Here is a 21083-nt window from a genome sequence, read left to right on the forward strand (position 1 = left end):
GTAGACCCTGGGAGGACCCGGACCAGCGGAGGTTATGGATGACCGGCACGCCCGTACCGTCCGACACGGAGGGTCCCGCGCCCTTCACCGCCGAGGACTACGCGGCCCGGATGCGGCGCGCCGCGGACGCCGCCGCCGAGGCCGGGCTCGACGGGATCCTCGTCGCACCGGGACCCGACCTGGTGTGGCTGACGGGATACCGCCCGGTGGAGACCGAACGCCTCACCCTGCTGGTCCTGCGTGCCGGGCACGACCCCGTCCTCGTCGTGCCCGCCCTGGAGGCGCCCGACGCCGCCCAGGCGCCCGGCGGGAGCGCCCTGACGCTGCGCGACTGGACCGACGGCAACGACCCCTACGAGGCGGCCGGCTCCCTGCTGACCGCCGACGGCCGCTACGGCATCAGCGACAACGCCTGGGCCCTGCACCTGCTCGGCCTGCGCGAACGCCTGCCCGACGCCGGCCACGTCGCGCTCACCCGCGCCCTGCCGATGCTGCGGGCCGTCAAGGACGCCGCGGAACTCGGCCGGCTGGCCGCCGCGGGCGCCGCCGCGGACGCGGCGTACGAGGAGATCCGGAAGATCCCCTTCGCCGGTCGCCGGGAGCGCGAGGTCGCCGCCGACCTCGCCGACCTGCTGCGGCACTTCGGCCACTCCCAGGTCGACTTCACCATCGTCGCCTCGGGCCCCAACGGCGCCAACCCGCACCACGAGGCCGGCGAGCGCGTCATCGAGCGCGGCGACATGGTCGTCCTCGACTTCGGCGGCCTCAAGCACGGCTACGGCTCCGACACCACCCGCACGGTCCACGTCGGCGAACCCACCGACGAGGAGCGCCGGGTGCACGACGTGGTGCGCGCCGCGCAGGAGGCGGGTTTCCGCGCGGTCAGGCCCGGTGCGGCCTGTCAGGACGTCGACCGGGCGGCCCGCGCGATCATCGCCGACGCCGGGTACGGCGAGTACTTCATCCACCGCACCGGGCACGGCATCGGCGTCACCACGCACGAGCCGCCGTACATGATCGAGGGGGAGGAGCAGCCCCTCGTCCCCGGCATGTGCTTCTCGGTGGAGCCCGGTGTGTATCTGCCCGGCCGCTTCGGGGTCCGCATCGAGGACATCGTGACGGTGACCGAGGACGGCGGACGCCGCCTGAACAACACGCCCCACGAGATGGCGATGGTCGACTGAAGCAGTGAGGGAGGCAGTGGCCGCCCGCCGACCCGGCCGCGAGGCCGCGACGGCCGCCCGACCCGGCAAGGAACCCGCAGCACGCCCACCGAGACGACAACGGCGCGATCATGACCCAGGCACCGACACCGACGGCGGAGACCGTACGCCGACTGGTCCGCACCCTTCTCCACGACGGCGACGGACCGGACGTGACGCCCGTCGCCGAGGGCGGGCACGCCACCTGGTGGGTCGGTGCACGCCATGTGCTGCGGCTGGCCGCCGATCGGGACGCCACCGCCCGCCAGCGCCGTGAACTGCGGCTTCGGTCGCTGGTGCGGCCGCACATCGGGGCGTCGGTGCCGATGAGCGTGGCGCACGGGGAGTGGGCCGCCGGCCTCGGCTACACCCTCGACGCCCGGCTGCCCGGCTCGACCGGAAGCGAACGGGACGTCTCGGCGGTCGGCGAGGCGGACCTCGCGGCCCTGCTCTCGGGGCTGCGCGAGGTACCCGCACGGCAGGCCGAGACGCTCGGCGTGCCGCGCGTCCCGCCCCGCTCACTGGAAACCCTGCGCACCGCCGCCGCGCACGCCGCGGAGCGTCTCGCCGAGCGGGACGAGTTCGACCCCGCCCGGCTCGCCCAGTTCGCCGCCCCGGCCGCCCGCCAGCTCGCCCCCCAGCCCGGCGCGGCCGTCCTGGTGCACCGCAATCTGCGGGACGACCACCTCGTCGTCAGCGACGACGGGCGGGTGCGCGGTGTCCTCGGCTGGAACGACGCGGTGATCGGCGACCCGGCCGAGGACATCGCAGGACTCGCGGCGGCCGTCGGCGCCCCCGCCGCGGTGCGCGCCGCCACCCTCGCCGACTACGGCGCCCGGCCCTGCCTGCGCGGCCTGTGGCTGGCCCGCTGCGACGCGCTCGTCACCCTGGCCGACGGACTTCAGGGCCGGGGCGACACCCCCCTGCCCGATCTCCGGGCCCGCCTGCGCCGCGCCTGGGAGCCGATCCTGCTCGAACGCGTCACGGAGCTGCCGGGGGACGAGACGCCGTAGGCGGGCGGGCCGGGACGGGCGTGTGAGCTGTCAGGTCGACACGTGCGTAAACGCGTGCGCCCACGCCTGCGCGACGTGTGCGCGGCACCTCACTCCTGCGTCAGCACCACGCACGACTCGCCCGGCAGGGTCACCACCCCGTCCTCGTCCGGCGGCTGGACCGGCTCCCAGGCGGCCAGCACGCGCGCGTTCCGGAGGCCCAGGGAGATGCGCGCCGGCCCCTTGGCGAGGTTGACGGCGACCCGTACGTCCCCGCGGCGGAAGGCGAGCCAGCGCGCGTCCTCGTCGTAGGTGACCCTCACATCCCCGAGGTCGGGGTCCGAGAGGTCGGGCTGTGTGCGGCGCAGGGCGACCAGTTCCCGGTACCAGGCCAGCACGCGCGCGTGGGGCTCGCGTTCCGGCTCGGACCAGTCAAGGCACGAGCGGTTCCGGGTCGCCGGGTCCTGGGGGTCGGGCACGTCCTCCTCAGCCCAGCCGTGCGCCGCGAACTCCCGGCGCCTGCCGCGTCGTACGGCGTCGGCTAGGTCGGGATCGGTGTGGTCGGTGAAGAACTGCCAGGGCGTGCCCGCGGCCCACTCCTCGCCCATGAACAGCATCGGTGTGAACGGGGCCGTGAGCACCAGGGCCGCCGCGCACGCCAGGAGACCGGGGGAGAGGGACGCCGACAGCCGGTCGCCCTGGGCGCGGTTGCCGACCTGGTCGTGGGTCTGGGAGTAGCCGAGCAGGCGGTGGGCGGACATCCGGTTGCGGTCCAGCGGGCGGCCGTGTCGCCGGCCCCGGAACGTCGAGTACGTGCCGTCGTGGAAGAAGCCGGCCGTCAGGGTCTTGGCGAGGGCCGCGAAGGGCGCGCGGGCGAAGTCCCCGTAGTAGCCCTGCGACTCGCCGGTCAGCGCGGTGTGCAGCGCGTGGTGGAAGTCGTCGTTCCACTGCGCGTGGACGCCGAGGCCGTTCTCCGCGCGGGGGGTGATGAGGCGTGGGTCGGCCAGGTCCGACTCGGCGATCAGGAACAGCGGCCGGTCCACCTCGGCGGCCAGCGCGTCCACCGCCTGCGACAGCTCCTCCAGGAAGTGGATCGCGCGCGTGTCGTGCAGCGCGTGCACCGCGTCCAGGCGCAGGCCGTCGATCCGGTAGTCGCGCAGCCAGGCCAGCGCGCTGCCGATCAGATACGCGCGCACCTCGTCCGAGCCGGGCGCGTCCAGGTTCACGGCGGAGCCCCAGGGCGTGTGGTGGGTGTCGGTGAAGTACGGACCGAAGGCGGGGAGGTGGTTGCCGGAAGGCCCGAGGTGGTTGTGGACCACGTCCAGCACGACGCCGAGGCCGAGTTCGTGCGCCCGGTCGACGAACCGTTTCAGCGCCGCGGGCCCGCCGTACGGTTCGTGCACCGCCCACAGCGAGACGCCCTCGTACCCCCAGCCGTGCCGCCCCGGGAAGGGGCACAGCGGCATCAACTCGATGTGGGAGACGCCAAGTTCCACCAGGTGGTCGAGCCGCTCGGCCGCCGCGTCCAGCGTGCCCTCGCGGGTGTACGTGCCCACGTGCAGCTCGTAGAGCACCGCGCCCGGCAGCCCGCGCCCCGGCCACGCGGCACGCCACGCGTACCGTCCGTGGTCGACCACCGCGCTCTGCCCGTCGGGCCCGTCCGGCTGGCGCGGCGAGCGCGGATCGGGCAGCACCGGGCCGTCGTCCAGCGCGTAGCCGTAACGCGTGCCGTCCTCGGCCTCCGCCTCGCCCGCCCACCATCCGGCCCGCTCCGGATCGCGCTCCAACGCGCGTGTGGCACCGCCGCAGTGGAGCGTGACCCGGGTGGCCTGTGGCGCCCACACCTCGAACCGCACTGACGTTCCCCCTCGTCTGCTCATCGTGATGTAGCCCGTCCATGGTGCGTCAAAACGCGATCATTTCGCCGCCCGATCGACGCTTTCGTCACACGGAACGACCCTGACGGCGGCCTGGGCCGTTCTTTGCCTTTCCTGGACATGCCAGGGCCGGCTGACCGACAATCACGTCCGTGACGTCGTCCTTCGAGTTCCACACGTACCCCGCGCGGCTCTCGGACGCCGAACGTGACAGGGCGCTGAAGGTGCTCCGCGACGGCGTCGCCCTGGGGCGTCTGTCGCACGACACGTTCCTCCGCCGCATGGAGTTGGCCCTGGTCGCCCGGCAGCCGCACGAGCTGGCCGCGCTCACCGCCGATCTGCCCACCGAGAAGCGCTGGTCGCGGATCGTGTTCGGGACCGTGGAGGCGGTCTCCGGGTTCACCGTACGGCTGCGGCGGGCCTGGCAGGCCGAGCGGCTGCCCAAGCTGCTGCTGCCCCACCCGGGCAGCCCCTACCCGCTGCGGATCGGCCGCGACCCCGCGAGCGGCCTCCGGCTCAGCCACGAGACGGTCTCCCGTGTGCACGCCGAACTGAGCCGCCAGGGCGGCCTGTGGATACTGCGCGACCTCGGCTCCACGAACGGCACCACCGTCAACGGCCGCCGCGTGATCGGCGCCGCGGTCGTCCGCGAGGGCGACCAGATCGGCTTCGGGAGGATGACGTTCCGCCTGGCGTCGGAGTAGGGCGCCCTCCCCGCGAGCACCAGCAGCCGGTCCGGAGCGGGGCCACGGCGCGCGGTCCGCCGCACGCAGCGGGAGGAGGGCGCCGTCTGCCGCGCCGCAGCGCGTTACGCCGTCGGAGTGCCGTCCCGCCGCACCGAACCTTCGGTGGGTCCCACGGTGTTGACGTACCTGCCCAGCCGTGACTGACTGTGCGTACGCCATGCACAGCAGGTGAATCGACGGCACCGCATAGGGGAGGTGTGCCCTGCCGCCCCGCCTCCGCTACCCGACCGTGGACGAACTCGGCGCCCGTGCCGCCGCGCTGGCCGCCCTCCGTCCGCGCGACGCCCGGCTGCGCCGTGTGGGCACGTCCCGCGGCGGCACGCCCCTGTGGCTGCTCTCCGTCGGCCACGGCAGCCGCCACGCCCTCGTCGTCGCCGGACCGCACGCCAACGAGCCGGTCGGCGGCGCCACCGCCCTGCGCCTGGCCGAACGGGCGCTGGCCGACCCCCGGCTCGGCCGGGACGCCGACACCACCTGGAACCTGCTGCTGTGCCTCGACCCCGACGGCGCCCGGCGCAACGAGGGCTGGCTGTCCGGCCCGTACACCCTCGGCCGGTACTTCCGGAACTTCTTCCGCCCCGGCTTCCTCGAACAGCCCGAGTGGCTTCCCGACGGCGCCGATCGCGCCGCCCTGCCCGAGACCCGGGCCCTTTTGGATCTCCAGGACGAACTGCGGCCCTTCTTCCAGTGCTCCCTGCACGGCGTCGACGTCGGCGGCGGCTTCGTCGAACTGACCCGCGACCTGCCGGGCATGGCCCAGCGGCTCGCCCACGCCGCGGCCCGGCTCGGCATCCCGCGCGAACTCGGCCCGTACGACACCCTGTACTGGCCGCTCCTCGGGCCCGCCGTGTACCGCATCCCGCCCCCGCGCCGTGGCGACCTCGCCGCCGCGATCACGGAGGCCGCGGTCGAGTCGACCTGGTTCCACCCGCACCGCTACGGCACCGTCACCGCGGTCGTGGAGGCACCCATGTGGGGCGTGGCGGCCGTGGAGGACCCCTCACCGCTCGCCGACCCCGACGCGGTCCTGCGGACCGTCAGCGGCACGCTGCGCCGCGACACGCGCCTTCTGGAGAGCCTGCTGGCCCGTGTCCGCCCCCACCTGGACGCCGTGCCGGACGCGGCCCGGCTGCTCGCCCCGGTGGACGACTATTTACTGGTCGGACCCGGACTCGCCGACTCCTGGGACCCCGACCTGTACGGCGCCGGTCAGCGGCCGCTGCCGCCGCTGGACACCGCACGGCTGACCGCACTCGGCATCTCGGGCCGCCGGGTCGCGCTGCGCACCGCGGGACTGCTGCACCAGCTCGCCAGGGCCGCCGGGCGCGCGGCGGCCGACGTGCTGCCGGAACTGGACCGGCTGATCGACGCCTGGTGCGCCGACTACCACGACGGCTACGGCGCACGCTGGATCCCGGTGGCGCGCCAGGCCGAGTACCAGGCACGGGTGGTGCTCGCCGCCTTCGAACTCGCCGGGCGGTACGCGGCCGTACGCTCCCATTCGGGTGAGAAGGACTGGGGTTCGGCTCCGGCGGTGCCGATGCACAGGGAATGAACAAGACGATCCTGGCCCTGCGCGGCGCCCTGCTCGCCGCGACCGCCTTGCTCATCGCCACACCGGCCCAGGCGGCGCCCCAGCCGGCCACCAGCAGCAACTGGCTCTATCTGACGATCACCAAGGGCGACGCCCGTTCCCGGGACGTCCGCGGCACGCTCCTGATCTGCGACCCGCCCCAGGGACACGCACGGGCCGCCCAGGCCTGCGACCAACTGGCCGCCGTGCAGGGCGACATCCGCCGCATCCCGCCCGAGCATTCCTACTGCACCATGCTCTACGCCCCCGTGACCGTCTCCGCGCGCGGCGAGTGGAACGGCCACAAGGTGGACTACACCCACACCTTCGCGAACAGCTGCGACCTGACCGCGAAGACCGGCGCGGTGTTCGCGCTGTCGGACCAGACCCCGGCCCGCTCGGTGCCGGACGGTCGCCACGCACACGGGGCCGTCACCGGCGCCGCACGCGCGTGGGGGAGGAGCTGACGACCTCGCACGGGTGGGGAGGAGCTGACGGCCTCGCACGGGTGGGGGAGGAGCTGACGGCCTCGCACACGTGGGGAAGGAGCTGACGGCCCCACGCGCGTGCGCGCGGACGTGCGGGCTCACCGCTGGTGCGGCCCGCGCCCCGCGACGGTGACGGACGCTTCGGACGGCGCACAGGGGCACGGCGTCACCGCCCGCCCACCCGCTCCAGCAGCGCCACCGGCAGCCGCCCGAACAGGTCCGCCACGCGCGTGTGCCCCTCGTACTCCCGCTCCGGTGCCAGCGCGTCGGCCCAGCGGCCGGGCGGCAGTGGGAGGGACGTGTCGTGCCAGCCGCCCGCCTCCGCCAGCCGCAGCGACAGTCGCGTGACCGCCGTGAGCACCTCACCGGAGCGCACGAAGGCGACACAGTGCGCGGCACCCGGGCCCTCGGCCGCCAGCGGCGCGTACGTCGCCGAGGCGCCGAAGACCTCCGGGCGCCGCCGGCGCACGAGCAGCGCGGCTCTGGTGAGGTCCGCCTTGTCCGAGGCCGTCTGCGGCGGTGCGAACGGCTGCCGGTTGTCCGGGTCGACCAGGGCCCGGTACTCGCCCTCGGTGCCCTGGTAGACGTCGGGCACGCCCGGCATCGTCAGCTGGACCAGCGCGGCCCCGAGGACGTTCGTCCGGATGTGCGGAGCCAGCTCGTCCCTCAGGGCCGTCACGAGCCGTCCGGGCGCCCCGCACGGGCCTGCGGAGACGAAAGCCGCCACCGCCTCCTCGTAGGCCGGGTCCTGTTCGGTCCACGAGGTGTGCAGCCCCGCCTCCCGCACATGCTTGAGCAGCGCCCCCTTCAGGCGCTCCTCGTCCGCCCGCCCGAGCCCGAACAGCGTCTGCCAGGCCGCCCAGGCCAGCTGGGGGTCGGGCGCGTCACCGTCCGCGCGGGTAACCTCGGCCAGCACGTCGTCCCAGCGTTGCGGGCACTGCGTGAGCACCGAGATCGCCGCCCGCACGTCCGCGCTGCGCTTGGTGTCGTGCGTCGACAGCGCGGTCCCGGTGACGGGCCAGTCGCGCTGCACGCGCGCGCAGTACGCGTGGAAGTCCTCCGGGGCGACGGCCGGGGCGCCGGGCTCGCCGCCCACCTCGTTCGCCGACAGCAGTGGCACATAGCGGTAGAACGCCGTGTCCTCCACGGACTTGGCGCGCAGCGCCGACGCCGTCTGCGCGAACCGGGCCCGGAACTCCTCGAGGTCGGGCCCCTCGCCGGCCCGCCCCAGCACCAGGTCGCGTACGACGGTCACCACGTGCGCCTCCTCGGGGACCGCGAACGCCGCCCGGGCCTCGGCGGCGGCCGCCTCGGTGACCACTTCGGCGGCGTCCTGGGAGGCGTACGGCCGGTACACCTCCATGCGGACGAGGAGTTCCCGCAGCGCTGTGTGCAGCGCCCAGGGCGCGTGGTCGCGCAGGGCCGGGTCCGGGGACGTGGCGCACAGCCGGCTCGCCACGCGGGTGAGGCGCTCCACCTCGGTCGCCAGCTCGTGCGTGACCACCTCGTAGGCGGCGCGCCGCACCGTCGAGGCCCACTGGCCGCCGCGGTCGCCGCGCGGGATCGCGAAGAGCCGGTAGTGTCCGAGCAGTTCCTCGGTGCCCTCGGGGTCCGCGAAGAGCCCGTCGACGTGCCGCAGCGCGTCGTAGCCGGTGGTGCCCGCGACCGGCCAGGCGGTGGGCAGGTGCTCGCCGTCGGCGAGGATCTTCTCGACGACCGTCCAGCGTCCGCCGGTGGCTTCGTCGAGCCGGCGCAGATACGCCTCCGGGTCCGCGAGGCCGTCCGGATGGTCGATGCGCAGACCGTCGATGACGCCCTCGTCGAGCAGCCGCAGCAGCGTGCCGTGGGTCGCGGCGAAGACCTCCGGGTCCTCCACGCGCACCCCGATCAGCTCGGAGATGCTGAAGAACCGCCGGTAGTTCAGCTCGGTACGGGCCAGCCGCCACCACACCGGGCGGTACCACTGGGCGTCGATCAGCTGGGGCAGCGGCAGTTTCCCGGTGCCCTCACGCAACGGGAAGACGTGCTCGTGGTAGCGCAGCACGTCCCCGTCGACCTTGAGGTCCTCGATCACCTCGCCGAGCCGGCCCCCGAGGACCGGCACCAGCAGCTGCCCGCCCTGCGCGTCCCAGTCGATGTCGAACCAGCGGGCGTACGGCGACGCCGGGCCCTCGCGCAGCACCTCCCACAGGGCCCTGTTGTGGCGGGGGAAGGCGGCCATGTGGTTGGGCACGATGTCCACGACCAGGCCCAGCCCGTGCTTCCGGGCCGTGCGCGCCAGGGAGCGCAGCCCCGCCTCGCCGCCGAGTTCGTCGCGCACGCGGGCGTGGTCGACGACGTCGTAGCCGTGCGGCGAGCCCGGGACGGCCTGGAGGATCGGCGACAGATGCAGGTGCGAGACGCCGAGGGCGGCCAGGTACGGCACGGCCGCCTCCGCCGCATCGAACGGGAACCGCGGCTGCAACTGCAGCCGGTATGTGGCCGTGGGCACCGTCGGGCCGGGACGCTCAGGTGTCATGGAAAGCTACGTACCCTCCGCGCCGCCTTTCGTGTCATCGACGCGCCGCCGACCCGGCCGCCCACGGAAAACGTCCGCCCCGCGCGCGTGCCCCGCGGCCGGGCCACCGGCTAGTCGGGCCGCTGCAGCACCACCAGGCTCCGGTCCACCAGCGTCAGCCGGCCTCCGGCCTCGATCTTCGTACCGGTGCCCGGCGGCAGCCCCTCCGGGACGGCCGTGTCGACGACCACCTGCCACTGGCGCCCGTGGTCGACCGGCACCACGAACTCGAGCGTCTTCGGGGAGGGGTTGAACATCAGCAGGAACGAGTCGTCCGTGATCCGCTCCCCGCGCTGTCCCGGCTCCGAGATCGCGTTGCCGTTGAGGAACACCGTCAGCGCGCTCGCCTGCCCCGACGTCCAGTCCCGCTGGGTCATCTCCTCACCCTCCGGCGTGAACCACGCGATGTCGGAGAGCTCGTCGTGCGTGCCCTGCACCGGGCGGCCGTGGAAGAAACGGCGCCGGCGGAAGACCGGGTGGTCACGGCGCAGCCACACCATCGCGCGCGTGAACTCCAGCAGATCGCTGCCGTCCTGTGGCCACTGGACCCAGGAGAGCTCGCTGTCCTGGCAGTACGCGTTGTTGTTGCCCTTCTGGGTGCGCGCGAACTCGTCGCCGTGGCTGAGCATCGGCACGCCCTGGGAGAGCATCAGTGTGGCGATGAAGTTCCGCATCTGCCGGCCCCGCAGCTCGAGCACCGCCGGATCGTCGCTCTCGCCCTCGGCCCCGCAGTTCCAGGAGCGGTTGAAGCTCTCGCCGTCGCGGTTGTCCTCGCCGTTGGCCTCGTTGTGCTTCTCGTTGTACGAGACCAGGTCGTGCAGCGTGAAGCCGTCGTGGCACGTCACGAAGTTGATGGAGGCCAGTGGGCGGCGGCCGTCGTCCTGGTAGAGGTCCGAGGAGCCGGTCAGCCGGGAGGCGAACTCCGCGAGGGTGCGCGGCTCGCCCCGCCACAGGTCGCGCACGGTGTCGCGGTACTTGCCGTTCCACTCGGTCCACATGGGCGGGAAGTTGCCCACCTGGTAGCCGCCCTCGCCGACGTCCCAGGGCTCGGCGATCAGCTTCACCTGGGAGACCACCGGGTCCTGCTGCACCAGGTCGAAGAACGACGACAGCCGGTCCACCTCGTGGAACTGCCGCGCCAGGGTCGCCGCCAGGTCGAAACGGAAGCCGTCCACATGCATCTCGGTGACCCAGTAGCGCAGCGAGTCCATGATCAGCTGCAGCACGTGCGGCGAACGCATCAGCAGGGAGTTGCCGGTCCCCGTGGTGTCCATGTAGTACCGCGGGTCGTCGGCCAGCCGGTAGTACGAGGGGTTGTCGATGCCGCGGAAGGACAGCGTGGGGCCCAGGTGGTTGCCCTCGGCGGTGTGGTTGTAGACGACGTCCAGGATGACCTCGATACCGGCCTCGTGCAGCGCCTTCACCGCCGACTTGAACTCCAGGACCTGCTGGCCGCGGTCACCCCAGGAGGCGTACGCGTTGTGCGGGGCGAAGAAACCGATCGTGTTGTAGCCCCAGTAGTTGCTCAGGCCCATGTCCGCCAGACGGTGGTCGTTGACGAACTGGTGTACGGGCATCAGCTCCAGTGTGGTGACGCCCAGCTCAGTCAGGTGTTCGATGATGGCCGGATGGGCGAGCGCCGCGTAGGTGCCGCGCAGCTCGTCCGGAAGCTCGGGGTGGCGCATGGTCAGGCCCTTCACATGGGCCTCGTAGATCACCGTCTGGTGGTACTCGGTGCGCGGCCTGCGGTCGTCGCCCCAGTCGAAGTACGGGTTGATCACCACGGATGCCATGGTGTACGGCGCCGAGTCCAGGTCGTTGCGCTTGTCAGGGGACCCGAACGGGTAGCCGTACACCTCCTCGCCCCACCTCACCGTGCCACTGATCGCGCGCGCGTACGGGTCGAGCAGCAGCTTCGCCGAGTTGCAGCGCAGCCCGCGCTCGGGGGCGTACGGACCGTGCACCCGGAACCCGTACCGCTGCCCGGGCATCACCCCCGGCAGATACGCGTGCCGGACGAACGCGTCCGTCTCCCGCAGCTCGATCGCCGTCTCCGAGCCGTCGTCGTGCAGCAGACACAGCTCGATCCGGTCGGCGGCCTCCGAAAAAACCGCGAAGTTGGTCCCGGCGCCGTCATACGTGGCACCGAGCGGATACGCCTCTCCAGGCCAGACCTGCATGAATTCGACTCTCCCAGCTTTGCCGGCCCTCAGGGGGCGCCTTGCGGCCGAGTTCCCGAAAGTGACTGCTCCCCCTCCTGAGCGAGCGGGAATCCTGACTCATCCTGCTCGGTCCTGCATTGAGTGACGAGTATGGCGCGAATCGTCCGTGGCGCCCTCTGATCCGTCCGACGATGGAACCTCCCCTCACGCGCATCCCTCTTAACGGCCGACCGGCGCACACCCGGCGCGCGCGTTGACCACCGCGCGCCGTGGTGTGCCGAACCAGTGGGGCTCGAGCCACTCCCGCAACGCAGGGGGAGTAGGGGGAAATGTGCGCAGGACAGTGCGCCGCCACCTGGGCAAGGTGGTGGCGGGTGCGGCCGTCGCGGTGACAGGGACCGCCGTGATGGTCGGGATCACGCTGCCGGGCTCGGCGGGGGCCGAGGAGCCCGGTGGCAAGGGCGGCGGGCTCGCTGCCCGGCAGGCGGCCCGGCAACAGGACCAGCCCGTGGGGCCCGGCGTCGTCGAGCAGGCTCCAGCGGAGGGGGTGACCGGCAAGGGGGACGACCCGCTGACGGACGACGAGGTGCGGCGCGCCGAGCGCATCGCGCTGAGCGGCCCGCAGTTCGCCGCGGGGCAGAACGTCGAGGGCAGGAAGGGCCCACAACGCCTCGCCGTCGATCTCGCCCAGCCGGACGCGGACGAACTGGACGACCCGAACGCGCCCCGACGCGCGGAGGTGACTCTCTACGACTACAGGGACGACACGCTCGTCACCAAGACCGTCGACCTCCGCTCCGGGAAGGTGGAGGGGACGGGCGCCCAGCACGGTGTGCAGCCGCCTCTCACCCGGGAGGAGAACGCCGAGGCGGCCCGGCTGCTCATAGCCGACCCGCTCGGCGCGGGGCTGAAGGCCGACTACAAGGACGCCACCGGCAAGGACCTCACCTCGCCCGGTCAGCTGATGCTCACCGGCATCGTCTACCGGGCGGCCCCGGGCGCCCAGCCCGCGGTCCTCGACCAGTGCGGCAGGCACCGATGTGTGCGTCTCCTGCCGAAGATCCCGAACGGCGCCTGGATCGACAGCCGTTCCTTCGTGATCGACCTGAGCGCCCGAAAGGTCGGCAGGCTCGGCTGAACCACGCGGCCACTCGCTTCCGAAGGAACGTTTTTCTGAACCCGGACCCGGACCCGGACCCGGACCCGGACCCGGACCTGGACCCCCGGATCTCCCGATCGCAGGCGCGGTGCCTCGCCTTCCCTTCGTCCTTCTCGCTTCGTGCAACAGGAGTCTCTTCGTCATGCGCGTGAACAGAAACAGCCGTGCCCGTCGCCAGTCGCTCCACCGGCGGGCCATGGCCGGCCTGCTGACCGCCGGGCTCGCCCTCGGCGGCACGGCGGCCACCCCGGCCTTCGCCCGGCCGAAGGCCGCCGCCGCGCCGGCCGCCGAGTGCGGTGCCGCCTACCGGATCGAGCAGAAGCTCTCCACCGGCACCACCTGGCGGATGTGCCGGCGCTACGACAAATACGCCGGTCTGGTGCTGGAGCACGTCTCCTACCAGCCGCCGGGCGAGAGCCGCCCCATCGAGGTCCTGAACAGCGCCCGGCTCGCCCAGATCGACGTCCCCTACGACGACGGCTCGGTCGAGTACAGCGACCTGACCGGCGCCGGGTTCGCGCAGGGCCTGATGAACCTGGCGCCCGCCGAGTGTCCCGGCGGCACCATCAAGACGGTGAAGGTGCCGGACGCCTGGGATCCGCATCACCCGAACGTGAACGGCGTGTGCGTCACGACCCGTTCACGCGGACACGCCTACCGTATGCAGAGCGACGACGGGAACAAGGTCTACCAGGCCCAGGGCAAGGACCTGTTGGTCTACACCGTCAACAAGGTCGGCTGGTACGAGTACATCACCGAGTGGCGCTTCCAGGACGACGGCACGGTCAGCATGAACGTCGGTGCCACCGGCAGCCTCTCGCCGTTCGACTACGACGCGGGCGACGGCCGCGGCTGGCCGATCGGCAAGGGCGCCCGCTCCTACGCCACCAGCCACAGCCACAACGTCTTCTGGCGGCTCGACTTCGGCCTCGACGGCTCCTCCAGGAACAGGATCGAGCAGTACGACTCCGTGGTCAGCCCGCCCGCCCCGGGCGCCCAGGCACCCACCAACAAGACGACACGCACCGCCGTCACCAAGGAACTCGCGGGCGACGCCAGGAACATGCGCTGGTGGCGGGTCGTCAGCGACGCCGGAAAGAACAAGGACGGCCACGCGCGCTCCTACGAGATCGTCCCCGGGGCGTCCACCAAATACCTCGGCCACGACTTCACCAAGCACGACATCTACTTCACCGAGTACAACCCGTGCGAGCAGTTCGCCAGTGACAACGTGGGCAACTGCGGTAATGGGGCGACCAAGACGGTGGACACGTGGGTCAACGGCCAGACTCTCACTCACCCGGTGGTGTGGGTGAACATCGGCTTCCACCACGTCGCGCGCGACGAGGACCAGCAGCCCATGCCGGTCCACTGGCAGGGCTTCTCCATTGCTCCGCGCGACGTCACGGCTATGAATCCGCTCACTCCGCCCGCCCTCGCCGGCCAGAACGGACAGCCGCGAAACGGTAGTTGAGAAACGACCCTGTCCATCCGGCTGCACCGTGCCGCACTCCCGGAGTAGTCTTCCTTGATCGTTGGCCGGGGCCTTGCCCCTGGGGAGGCTCGGGGGAGCGGAAGGCGGTGCACGGGTGGGCTCGGGAGGGCTGGAGCTGCCCCCTGGTGACGAGGGTCACGAGGGGAACTCCGCGGATGTCCCGCCCGGGGCGGTGTCCCTGGCACGGCCGATGGACATGGGCTCCATCGGACCGGAACTGGACTGGGACGCCGACGCGTGGCGCGAGGTGCGGACCCGCGCCCAGCGGGCCGGGCGGGCCTACATCTGGCTGAATCTGGTCGAGCAGCGGCTGCGCGCGGTCGTGGCCGCCGTTCTCCGCCCCATCTACGAACCGGTCCACGGGGACGACTGGGTGGTCGCCGCCGCCGGACCGGCCGGCCAGGAGTGGGTGCAGCGGGCGGTCGCGGTACGCGAGGTCAGCCGCCGCAAGGGGTATCTGCTCGACCCCGCCGACGACAACGTGCTCAGCTTCCTGACGCTGCCGCAGCTGCGCGAGCTGATGGTGCAGCACTGGCCGTGCTTCGAGCCGTACATAGACGAGCGCCGTGACGTGGAACTCGCCCTGGACGAGCTGGAAGTGACCCGGAACGTGGTCTCCCGCAACCGGGCCCTGTCGCAGGCGGTCCTCGCGCAGGCCGAGCGCGCCTCCGCCAATCTCCTGGAGATCCTCGGCGCGGGCGGCGACGTGCCCTCCGCCCGCCGGCTGCCCGTCGACGCGGTCGAGGACCTGGTGGGAGACCGGTACGCGGACGTGGTCGCCGTCCACCCGGACCGGGTACGGCTGCTGCGGCAGTTCCCCGCCGAGGACATCTTCGGCGGTTCCCGCCGCCTGGACGCCATCGGCATCGGCCTCAACCTGCTGGTGCAGAACTTCTCCGGGCGGCGGCTGGTACGGCTCGCCGAGTCCGGCTGCCGGGTGCGGCTGCTGTTCCTCAACCCGGCCTCCAGCGCGGTCAAACGGCGCGAGCGGGAGCTCGGCATCAGGAAGGGCGAGCTGAGCCGCGCGGTGGAGATGAACATCCTGCACATGCGCCGGGTGCGCTCCAAGCTGCGCGACCCGGGCGCGTTCGAGATCCAGGTCTTCGACGAGACGCCCCGTTTCACCGCGTACCTGGTGAACGGGGACGGCTCCGACGGCATCGCGGTCGTGCAGTCGTATCTGCGTCGCACCCGCGGCATGGAGGCGCCGGTGCTGGTGCTGCGCGGCGGCAGCAGGGTCGTCAAGTCGGACGACGTCGAGGAGAACGGGCTCTTCCCCACCTACCGCGAGGAGTTCGAACTGGCTTGGGCCGATTCGCGCCCCGTGTCCTGAACTGTCCGATGGTGCCGGCCAGCAGCGGAATCCCGCCCTCGGATTGTCAGTGGCGCATGCGAAGGTGGAGGCCACTGGGGGAAAGCACCACCACGAAGGGGGGCCGCCATGGCCTGGCACCGGGAGCTGCTGATCGGCTTCGACCTGGAGACGACCGGGACGGATCCGTATGAGGCGCGCATCGTCACGGGGGCGGTGATCGAGGTCAAGGACGGGGAGCCGCTCGGCCGCCGCGACTGGCTGGCGGATCCGGGCGTGGAGATCCCGGCCGACGCGGTCGCGGTGCACGGGATCAGCAACGAGCGGGCGATGGCCGAGGGCCGCCCGGCCGACCGGGTCGCGGACGCGATCGCCGAGGTCCTTGTGGCGTACTGGAGGACGGGAGTCCCGGTCGTCGCCTACAACGCGGCCTTCGACCTGACCCTGCTCTCCGCCGAGCTGCGACGGCACGGACTGCCGTCCCTGCGCGACCGTCTGGGCGGCCTCGCCCCGGCCCCGGTCATCGACCCGTACACGATCGACCGCTGGGCCGACCGCTACCGCCGCGGCAAGCGCAACCTCGAAGCGGTCTGCGCGGAGTACGGGGTGGCGCTGGAGTCCGCGCACAACGCGGGCGCGGACGCGCTGGCCGCGGCCCGGCTGGCCGCGGCGATAGCCGGCCGCCACCCGAAGGTCGCGGCCCTCGGCCCGGCGGAGCTGCACCGCCGCCAGATCGAGTGGTACGCGGACTGGGCGGCGGACTTCCAGGAGTTCCTGCGCGCCAAGGGCGACGCGGAGGCGGTGGTGGACGGTACGTGGCCGCTGCGGGAGGCGGTGGACGGGAGGGTCTGAGACCGGGGGCGTTCAGGAACCGGTGGGTGCCGCTGCCCGCCGGCCATCCGCTGGTCGGCAAGGGAGGCTCGCCCCACGGGACGTGGCCGACGACGGACTGAAGGCTCTCAGAACGGATACCAGCGCACCGTCTCGTCCCCGTCCCGCAACGACGCCACCCGGCGCTCGAACTCGGCGAGTGCCTTGGGGTTGCTGGGCGCGTGCTGGGCGACCCAGGCGCAACTGGCCGTCTCCCGGGCACCGCGCAGCACCGAGCAGCCCTCCCATGCGCGCACGTCCCACCCGTAGGCGGCGGTGAAGGAGTCGTACGCCTCGGCCGGAAGACCGTAGCGGTCACGGGAGAGCGCCATGACCACCAGGTCGTGCTCGCGCAGATCGGCGGAGAAGGTCTCCAGGTCGACCAGGACCGGGCCGTCCGGGCCGATGTGCACATTGCGCGGCAGCGCGTCGCCGTGGATCGGCCCGGGCGCCAGATGCGGGGTGAGCGCGGCGGCCGCGGCGGCGAACCCGTCACGGCGCTCGCGCAGATAGGCCGCGTCCGCCGGGTCGATCGCGTCACCCGCGAGCCGAAGCCAGCGTTCCACCCCGCCCAGCAGATCGCGGGGCGGCAGGGTGAACGCGGGGGAGGGCAGGGCGTGCACGATCCGCAACAGTTCGGCCAGGTCGCGCGGTTCGGCGGGGCGTACGGGGTCGGGCAGCCGGTGCCACACGGTCACGGGATGCCCGTCGACGAGCAGCGGTTCGGGCTCGGCGGCCCGTACTGCCGGGACATCCGCCTCGGCCAGCCAGACGGCGATGTCGAGTTCCCGCCGCGCCCGGTCCAGCAGCTCGGCGTCGCGGCCCACCTTGACCACCAGATCCCCGACGGCGAACACCGCGTTCTCACCCAGGGCGAGGAGCCGCGCGTCCCGCGCCGCACCCGGCAGTACGCCCGCCGCGTCCAGCACATCCCGTGCCCGCGTCTCGTCCATCGCCCGCCTCCGCCTCCCGAACCGGCTCCTGTGGTCTGCCAGTGTCGCATTCCCGCAGGTCGGCACGGCGACCGGCTGGGGCCCGCGAAAGACCCGTCGGCTTTCTGCGCCCGGTGCGCCTGGATCCCCGCACAAGGGGAGGGCCCGTCGGCTCCCCGGTCGCCGACGGGCCCTCGCTCAGGTGGGGTTCACACTCCCAGCGGCTCGTTCTCGTCCCGTACCGCCGGTGCCGCCGCCGGCGTCTCGTCGTGCGTGAGGTCCGGCAGCCGGTGCAGCCACTTCGGCAGGTACCAGTTGCGCTCGCCCAGCAGCGCCATCACCGCCGGCAGCAGCACGCCCCGGATGACGGTGGCGTCGATGAGGACCGCGGCGGCCAGGCCCACGCCCATCTGTTTCATGGACTGCATGGACAGTGTGCCGAAGATCGCGAAGACGGCGACCATGATGACCGCGGCGCTGGTGACGACACCGGCCGTGGTCACCACACCGTGCGTGATCGCGTCCTTCGTGGTCCGGCCTCGCAGACGGGCCTCGCGGATCCGGGAGACCACGAACACGTGGTAGTCCATCGACAGGCCGAACAGGATGACGAAGAGGAACAGCGGCAGCCAGGTGATGATGGCGCCCACACCGTGCGCGCCCACCAGCGACGCGCCCCAGCCGTGCTGGAAGACGGCGACCAGGATGCCGTAGGCAGCGCCGACCGAGAGCAGGTTCAGGACGATCGAGGTGATCGCGATCGTCAGGGAGCGGAACGACAGGAGCATCAGCAGGAAGGCGAAGACCACGACGAACGCGAAGACCGGCACCACCGAGCCGACGAGCTGGTCGTTGAAGTCGTGCGAGCCCGCGACCTGACCGGTGATCGGCGCCTGCACGCCCTCCACCTTGCCGAGGGTGTCGGGCCGCACCTTGTCGCGGAGCAGTTCCAGGCTCTTGCCCGCCTTGTCCAGGTCCGAGCCGCCGACGAGCGGGACGGAGATCACGGCCACGTTCTGCGCGTCGTGCAGTTTGACGTCGACCGGGCCGCGCGAGGCGCCCGAAGCGATCGCCTCCGTGCGGAAGCCGGCGATCGCGGACCTCACCTCGGGCGCGTTGACGTCCTTCGCCCTGACGACGACCTGGGCCGGCTCGGAACCGCCGGGGAAGGCCTCGTTGACCCGGTTGTAGGTGGCCACGATGGGCAGCTTGTTCCCGAACTCCTGGTCCAGGGTGAGGTTCTGGGTCTTCATGCCGAGCGCGGGCGCGGCGATCGCCAGCAGCGCACCGGCCGCGACCACCAGGGAGACGGCGGGCCGGGCGAGGACCACCTTCAGGACGGCACTCCACAGCCTGCTGCCCTCGTCGGCGCCGCGACCGGCCCGTGCGCGCCGCTTGTCCGGGTGCAGGAACGGGATGCGGCCCTTCTCGACCCGCTTGCCCAGCAGCGACAGCAGCGCGGGCAGCACGGTCACCGAGCCGACCATGGCGACCGCCACCACCATCAGCGAGGCCAGGCCCATCGCCTCGAACGTGGCGAGTCCGGTGAACAGCATGCCCGCCATCGCCACGCACACCGTGACACCGGAGACGATCACGGCGCGTCCGCTGGTCGCGGCGGCGATGCGCAACGCGGTGGCCGCATCACGCCCGGCGGCGCGCTCCTCCCGCTCGCGGCGCAGGTAGAACAGGCAGTAGTCGACGCCGACGGCCATGCCGACCAGCAGCATCACGGAGTTGGCGGTGTCGTTCATCGCCTGCAGATGGCTGACGATGCCCATCAGGCCCATCGTCGCCATGATCGCGGTGATGGCGAGCGCCACCGGCAGCAGCGCCGCGACCAGCGCGCCGAACGCGATCAGCAGGATGCCGAGCGCCACCGGCACCGCGGAGTACTCGGCCTGCTTGAAGTCGTTGCCGAACGCGTCGGAGAACGTCTTGCGCATGCTGGCGGCGCCGATCTCCTCGATCCGCAGCTGCGGGTGGTCCTTCTGGACCCCGGCGACGGCCTCAAGCACGGGCTCGACACGGTCACCGGCGGTGTCCGCGTCGCCGCGCATGTCGAACTGCACGAGGGCGCTGCGGCCGTCCTTGGAGATGGTCTTCGTGTCGTACGGGGAGGTCACGTCCGTCACCCGGCCGGTGCCGTCGACGGCCCGCACGACCGCGGTGACCGCGGCGCGGAACCGCGGGTCGGTGGCCGTGACGGTGCCGTCCTTCGCCTGGATCAGCACGCTCTCGCCGGCCGGCTGCTTGATCCCCGCGTCCTCGATGATCTTCGCGGCGGTGTGTGTCTCCCCTTTGAGCTCGTCGCTGTCCTTGATGTCGACGCGTCCGGCGGCCGAGCCGACGGCCATGGCCAGCACGACGAACAGCACCCAGATGCCGACGGCAGCCCACCGGTGCCGAGCGCTCCAGCCGCCGGCCCGGGCGGCGATGCCCCGCACCCGCGTATCTCCGTTCCCCATGACGGGCTGCCCCCTCCGTGCGGGTGACGGCCCCCTGCCGCCACCGTTCGCTTCGAAGGTAGGGGCGGCGTAAGCGCGACTCGTCGTGCTGCCCGGTGAACCGTGAGCGCCCCGGCTCATCCCCTCGGACCGGCCCGCCTCACCATCGGGGAGGACAACGGCCCCTTACAACTGTCCGGGGTGCTCGGGGGCCGGGATCAGGGTCCGGGCGCCCGCCCGGGGATCCGCTCTAGGGTGTGAGCATGACGACGACGTACGCGGCGCTGCTGCGGGGGATCAACGTGGGCGGCAACCGGAAGCTGCCGATGGCGGGGCTGCGGGAGCTGCTGACCGGGCTCGGTCACACCGGGGTGGCCACATATCTGCAGAGCGGCAACGCGGTCTTCACCGCCGACCACGGTGACGAGGAGTCCTTGGCGGCGGAGCTCGAGGAGGCGATCGAGAAGGACTTCGGCTTCCGGGTCGACGTGCTCGTACGCGACCACGCGTATCTGAAGGCCGTACGCGAGGCCTGTCCCTTCCCGGCCGATGAGCTCGAGGGCAGGCAGCTGCACGTCACGTACTTCTCGGGGCCGGTGGAGGCCGAACGGTTCGCGGAGATCGACCCGGCCGTGTACCTGCCGGAGGAGTTCCGGCTCGGCGACCGTGCGCTCTACCTCTACGCCCCCGACGGCCTCGGCCGGTCCAAGCTCGCCGAACAGCTGTCGAGACCCCGGCTGAACAAGGGGCTGATCGCCACCACCCGCAACTGGAACACGGTCGTCAAACTGGAGGAGCTGACCGGTGCCTGAGCAGGGCCCGGCCGTCGAGGCGGCGATCGAGCGCGAACTGCGTCTCCTGGACCCGGAGGTCGGCCGCTCACCCGAACTGGTCGGGGCGCTGCTGCACCCCGACTTCCACGAGTTCGGCGTCTCCGGGCGGCACTGGGACCGGGCCTCGGTCATCGAGATGCTGGCCTCGACGACCGACGCGGGGGCACGGCCCTCCGTCACCTCCCCCGTCACGGGCGTCCAGCTGGCCCCGGACCTGGTGCATCTCACCTTCGACACGGAGAACGACGGCCGTCACGCGCACCGCAGTTCGCTGTGGCGGCGGACCGAGGACGGCTGGCAGCTGTACTTCCACCAGGGGACGCCGTTCAGCCCCGGGACGAAGTGACGCAGCGAACCTGGTCTCCATTGAGATCCATGGAGACCGTGCCCCGGACGCTCCCCCAGGGGCAAAGGTCAACGAGCGGGTGTGCGAGGCTC

At 72.3% G+C, this 21083-nt stretch carries 16 protein-coding genes; 11 read left to right on the plus strand and 5 right to left on the minus strand.

Going from position 1 to position 21083, the window contains the following annotated elements; translation table 11 throughout:
- The first annotated feature begins 38 nt into the window (after positions 1 to 38).
- On the plus strand, positions 39 to 1184 hold the full coding sequence (locus ACFYZE_RS13485) for an aminopeptidase P family protein (protein WP_388992085.1): 1146 nt from the start codon (positions 39 to 41) through the stop codon (positions 1182 to 1184).
- A gap of 110 nt (positions 1185 to 1294) precedes the next feature.
- Positions 1295 to 2215 carry an aminoglycoside phosphotransferase family protein gene (locus ACFYZE_RS13490; RefSeq protein ID WP_388992088.1) on the plus strand — a complete coding sequence of 307 codons (921 nt, stop codon included), beginning with the start codon at positions 1295 to 1297 and terminating at the stop codon, positions 2213 to 2215.
- 89 nt (positions 2216 to 2304) lie between these two features.
- On the opposite strand, the gene treZ is transcribed toward ACFYZE_RS13490, so the two are convergent.
- On the minus strand, positions 2305 to 4050 hold the full coding sequence (treZ, locus tag ACFYZE_RS13495) for a malto-oligosyltrehalose trehalohydrolase (RefSeq protein ID WP_388992091.1): 1746 nt from the start codon (positions 4048 to 4050) through the stop codon (positions 2305 to 2307).
- A gap of 173 nt (positions 4051 to 4223) precedes the next feature.
- Between treZ and ACFYZE_RS13500 the strand changes: the two genes are divergently transcribed.
- The 3 genes from ACFYZE_RS13500 to ACFYZE_RS13510 all read left to right on the plus strand — a co-directional run bounded on the left by ACFYZE_RS13500 (position 4224) and on the right by ACFYZE_RS13510 (position 6857).
- A complete protein-coding gene (locus ACFYZE_RS13500) occupies positions 4224 to 4775 on the plus strand; it encodes an FHA domain-containing protein (protein WP_388992094.1) in 552 nt (183 codons plus the stop codon).
- 271 nt (positions 4776 to 5046) lie between these two features.
- Positions 5047 to 6372 (plus strand): M14 family zinc carboxypeptidase, encoded by a 1326-nt coding sequence (locus tag ACFYZE_RS13505; protein WP_388992096.1) that lies wholly within the window; start codon positions 5047 to 5049, stop codon positions 6370 to 6372.
- Positions 6369 to 6857, plus strand: coding sequence for an SSI family serine proteinase inhibitor (locus ACFYZE_RS13510; protein WP_388992099.1), 489 nt, complete (start codon positions 6369 to 6371; stop codon positions 6855 to 6857). Before ACFYZE_RS13505 ends, ACFYZE_RS13510 begins: the two co-directional genes overlap by 4 nt.
- A 187-nt stretch (positions 6858 to 7044) precedes the next feature.
- Here the strand turns inward: ACFYZE_RS13510 and treY are convergent, their stop codons facing one another.
- Positions 7045 to 9396: a malto-oligosyltrehalose synthase gene (gene treY / locus ACFYZE_RS13515; protein ID WP_388992102.1), complete on the minus strand. Its 2352-nt coding sequence runs from the start codon at positions 9394 to 9396 to the stop codon at positions 7045 to 7047.
- Positions 9397 to 9506: 110 nt separating this feature from the next.
- Positions 9507 to 11615 carry a glycogen debranching protein GlgX gene (glgX, locus tag ACFYZE_RS13520; RefSeq protein WP_388992105.1) on the minus strand — a complete coding sequence of 703 codons (2109 nt, stop codon included), beginning with the start codon at positions 11613 to 11615 and terminating at the stop codon, positions 9507 to 9509.
- Between the two features lie 313 nt (positions 11616 to 11928).
- On the opposite strand from glgX, the gene ACFYZE_RS13525 reads away from it, so the two are divergent.
- The 4 genes from ACFYZE_RS13525 (at position 11929) to ACFYZE_RS13540 (ending at position 16415) form a co-directional block, all read left to right on the plus strand.
- Entirely contained in the window at positions 11929 to 12735 is an 807-nt protein-coding gene (locus ACFYZE_RS13525; RefSeq protein ID WP_388992109.1) for a Tat pathway signal sequence domain protein, read from the plus strand.
- A 163-nt stretch (positions 12736 to 12898) separates the two neighbouring features.
- A complete protein-coding gene (locus ACFYZE_RS13530) occupies positions 12899 to 14230 on the plus strand; it encodes a copper amine oxidase (protein WP_388992112.1) in 1332 nt (443 codons plus the stop codon).
- Positions 14231 to 14345: 115 nt separating this feature from the next.
- Positions 14346 to 15584, plus strand: a complete 1239-nt coding sequence (locus ACFYZE_RS13535; RefSeq protein ID WP_388992115.1) for an SAV2148 family HEPN domain-containing protein — start codon at positions 14346 to 14348, stop codon at positions 15582 to 15584.
- A 108-nt stretch (positions 15585 to 15692) separates the two neighbouring features.
- Entirely contained in the window at positions 15693 to 16415 is a 723-nt protein-coding gene (locus ACFYZE_RS13540) for a 3'-5' exonuclease (protein ID WP_200418299.1), read from the plus strand.
- Between the two features lie 107 nt (positions 16416 to 16522).
- Here the strand turns inward: ACFYZE_RS13540 and ACFYZE_RS13545 are convergent, their stop codons facing one another.
- Together ACFYZE_RS13545 and ACFYZE_RS13550 are read right to left on the minus strand one after the other, a co-directional pair.
- Positions 16523 to 17386 (minus strand): phosphotransferase enzyme family protein, encoded by an 864-nt coding sequence (locus tag ACFYZE_RS13545; RefSeq protein ID WP_388992117.1) that lies wholly within the window; start codon positions 17384 to 17386, stop codon positions 16523 to 16525.
- Positions 17387 to 17574: 188 nt separating this feature from the next.
- On the minus strand, positions 17575 to 19833 hold the full coding sequence (locus ACFYZE_RS13550; protein WP_388992119.1) for an MMPL family transporter: 2259 nt from the start codon (positions 19831 to 19833) through the stop codon (positions 17575 to 17577).
- Between the two features lie 242 nt (positions 19834 to 20075).
- Here ACFYZE_RS13550 and ACFYZE_RS13555 point away from each other — a divergent pair, with 242 nt between their 5' ends.
- Positions 20076 to 20624: a DUF1697 domain-containing protein gene (locus ACFYZE_RS13555; RefSeq protein ID WP_388992122.1), complete on the plus strand. Its 549-nt coding sequence runs from the start codon at positions 20076 to 20078 to the stop codon at positions 20622 to 20624.
- Positions 20617 to 20991 (plus strand): DUF4440 domain-containing protein, encoded by a 375-nt coding sequence (locus ACFYZE_RS13560; RefSeq protein ID WP_388992125.1) that lies wholly within the window; start codon positions 20617 to 20619, stop codon positions 20989 to 20991. The genes ACFYZE_RS13555 and ACFYZE_RS13560 overlap by 8 nt, the downstream gene beginning before the upstream one ends.
- Positions 20992 to 21083 lie beyond the last annotated feature (92 nt).

The organism is Streptomyces sp. NPDC001796, from assembly GCF_042892355.1.
GTDB lineage: Bacteria > Actinomycetota > Actinomycetes > Streptomycetales > Streptomycetaceae > Streptomyces.

Bases quoted from the DNA above. Each gene is read 5' to 3' on its own strand.
- ACFYZE_RS13485 (WP_388992085.1), top strand. From the start codon at position 39: ATGACCGGCACGCCCGTACCGTCCGACACGGAGGGTCCCGCGCCCTTC.
- ACFYZE_RS13540 (WP_200418299.1), top strand. From the start codon at position 15,693: ATGGCCTGGCACCGGGAGCTGCTGATCGGCTTCGACCTGGAGACGACC.
- ACFYZE_RS13545 (WP_388992117.1), bottom strand. From the start codon at position 17,386: ATGGACGAGACGCGGGCACGGGATGTGCTGGACGCGGCGGGCGTACTG.
- ACFYZE_RS13510 (WP_388992099.1), top strand. From the start codon at position 6,369: ATGAACAAGACGATCCTGGCCCTGCGCGGCGCCCTGCTCGCCGCGACC.
- ACFYZE_RS13550 (WP_388992119.1), bottom strand. From the start codon at position 19,833: ATGGGGAACGGAGATACGCGGGTGCGGGGCATCGCCGCCCGGGCCGGC.
- ACFYZE_RS13555 (WP_388992122.1), top strand. From the start codon at position 20,076: ATGACGACGACGTACGCGGCGCTGCTGCGGGGGATCAACGTGGGCGGC.
- glgX (WP_388992105.1), bottom strand. From the start codon at position 11,615: ATGCAGGTCTGGCCTGGAGAGGCGTATCCGCTCGGTGCCACGTATGAC.
- treY (WP_388992102.1), bottom strand. From the start codon at position 9,396: ATGACACCTGAGCGTCCCGGCCCGACGGTGCCCACGGCCACATACCGG.
- ACFYZE_RS13490 (WP_388992088.1), top strand. From the start codon at position 1,295: ATGACCCAGGCACCGACACCGACGGCGGAGACCGTACGCCGACTGGTC.
- ACFYZE_RS13530 (WP_388992112.1), top strand. From the start codon at position 12,899: ATGCGCGTGAACAGAAACAGCCGTGCCCGTCGCCAGTCGCTCCACCGG.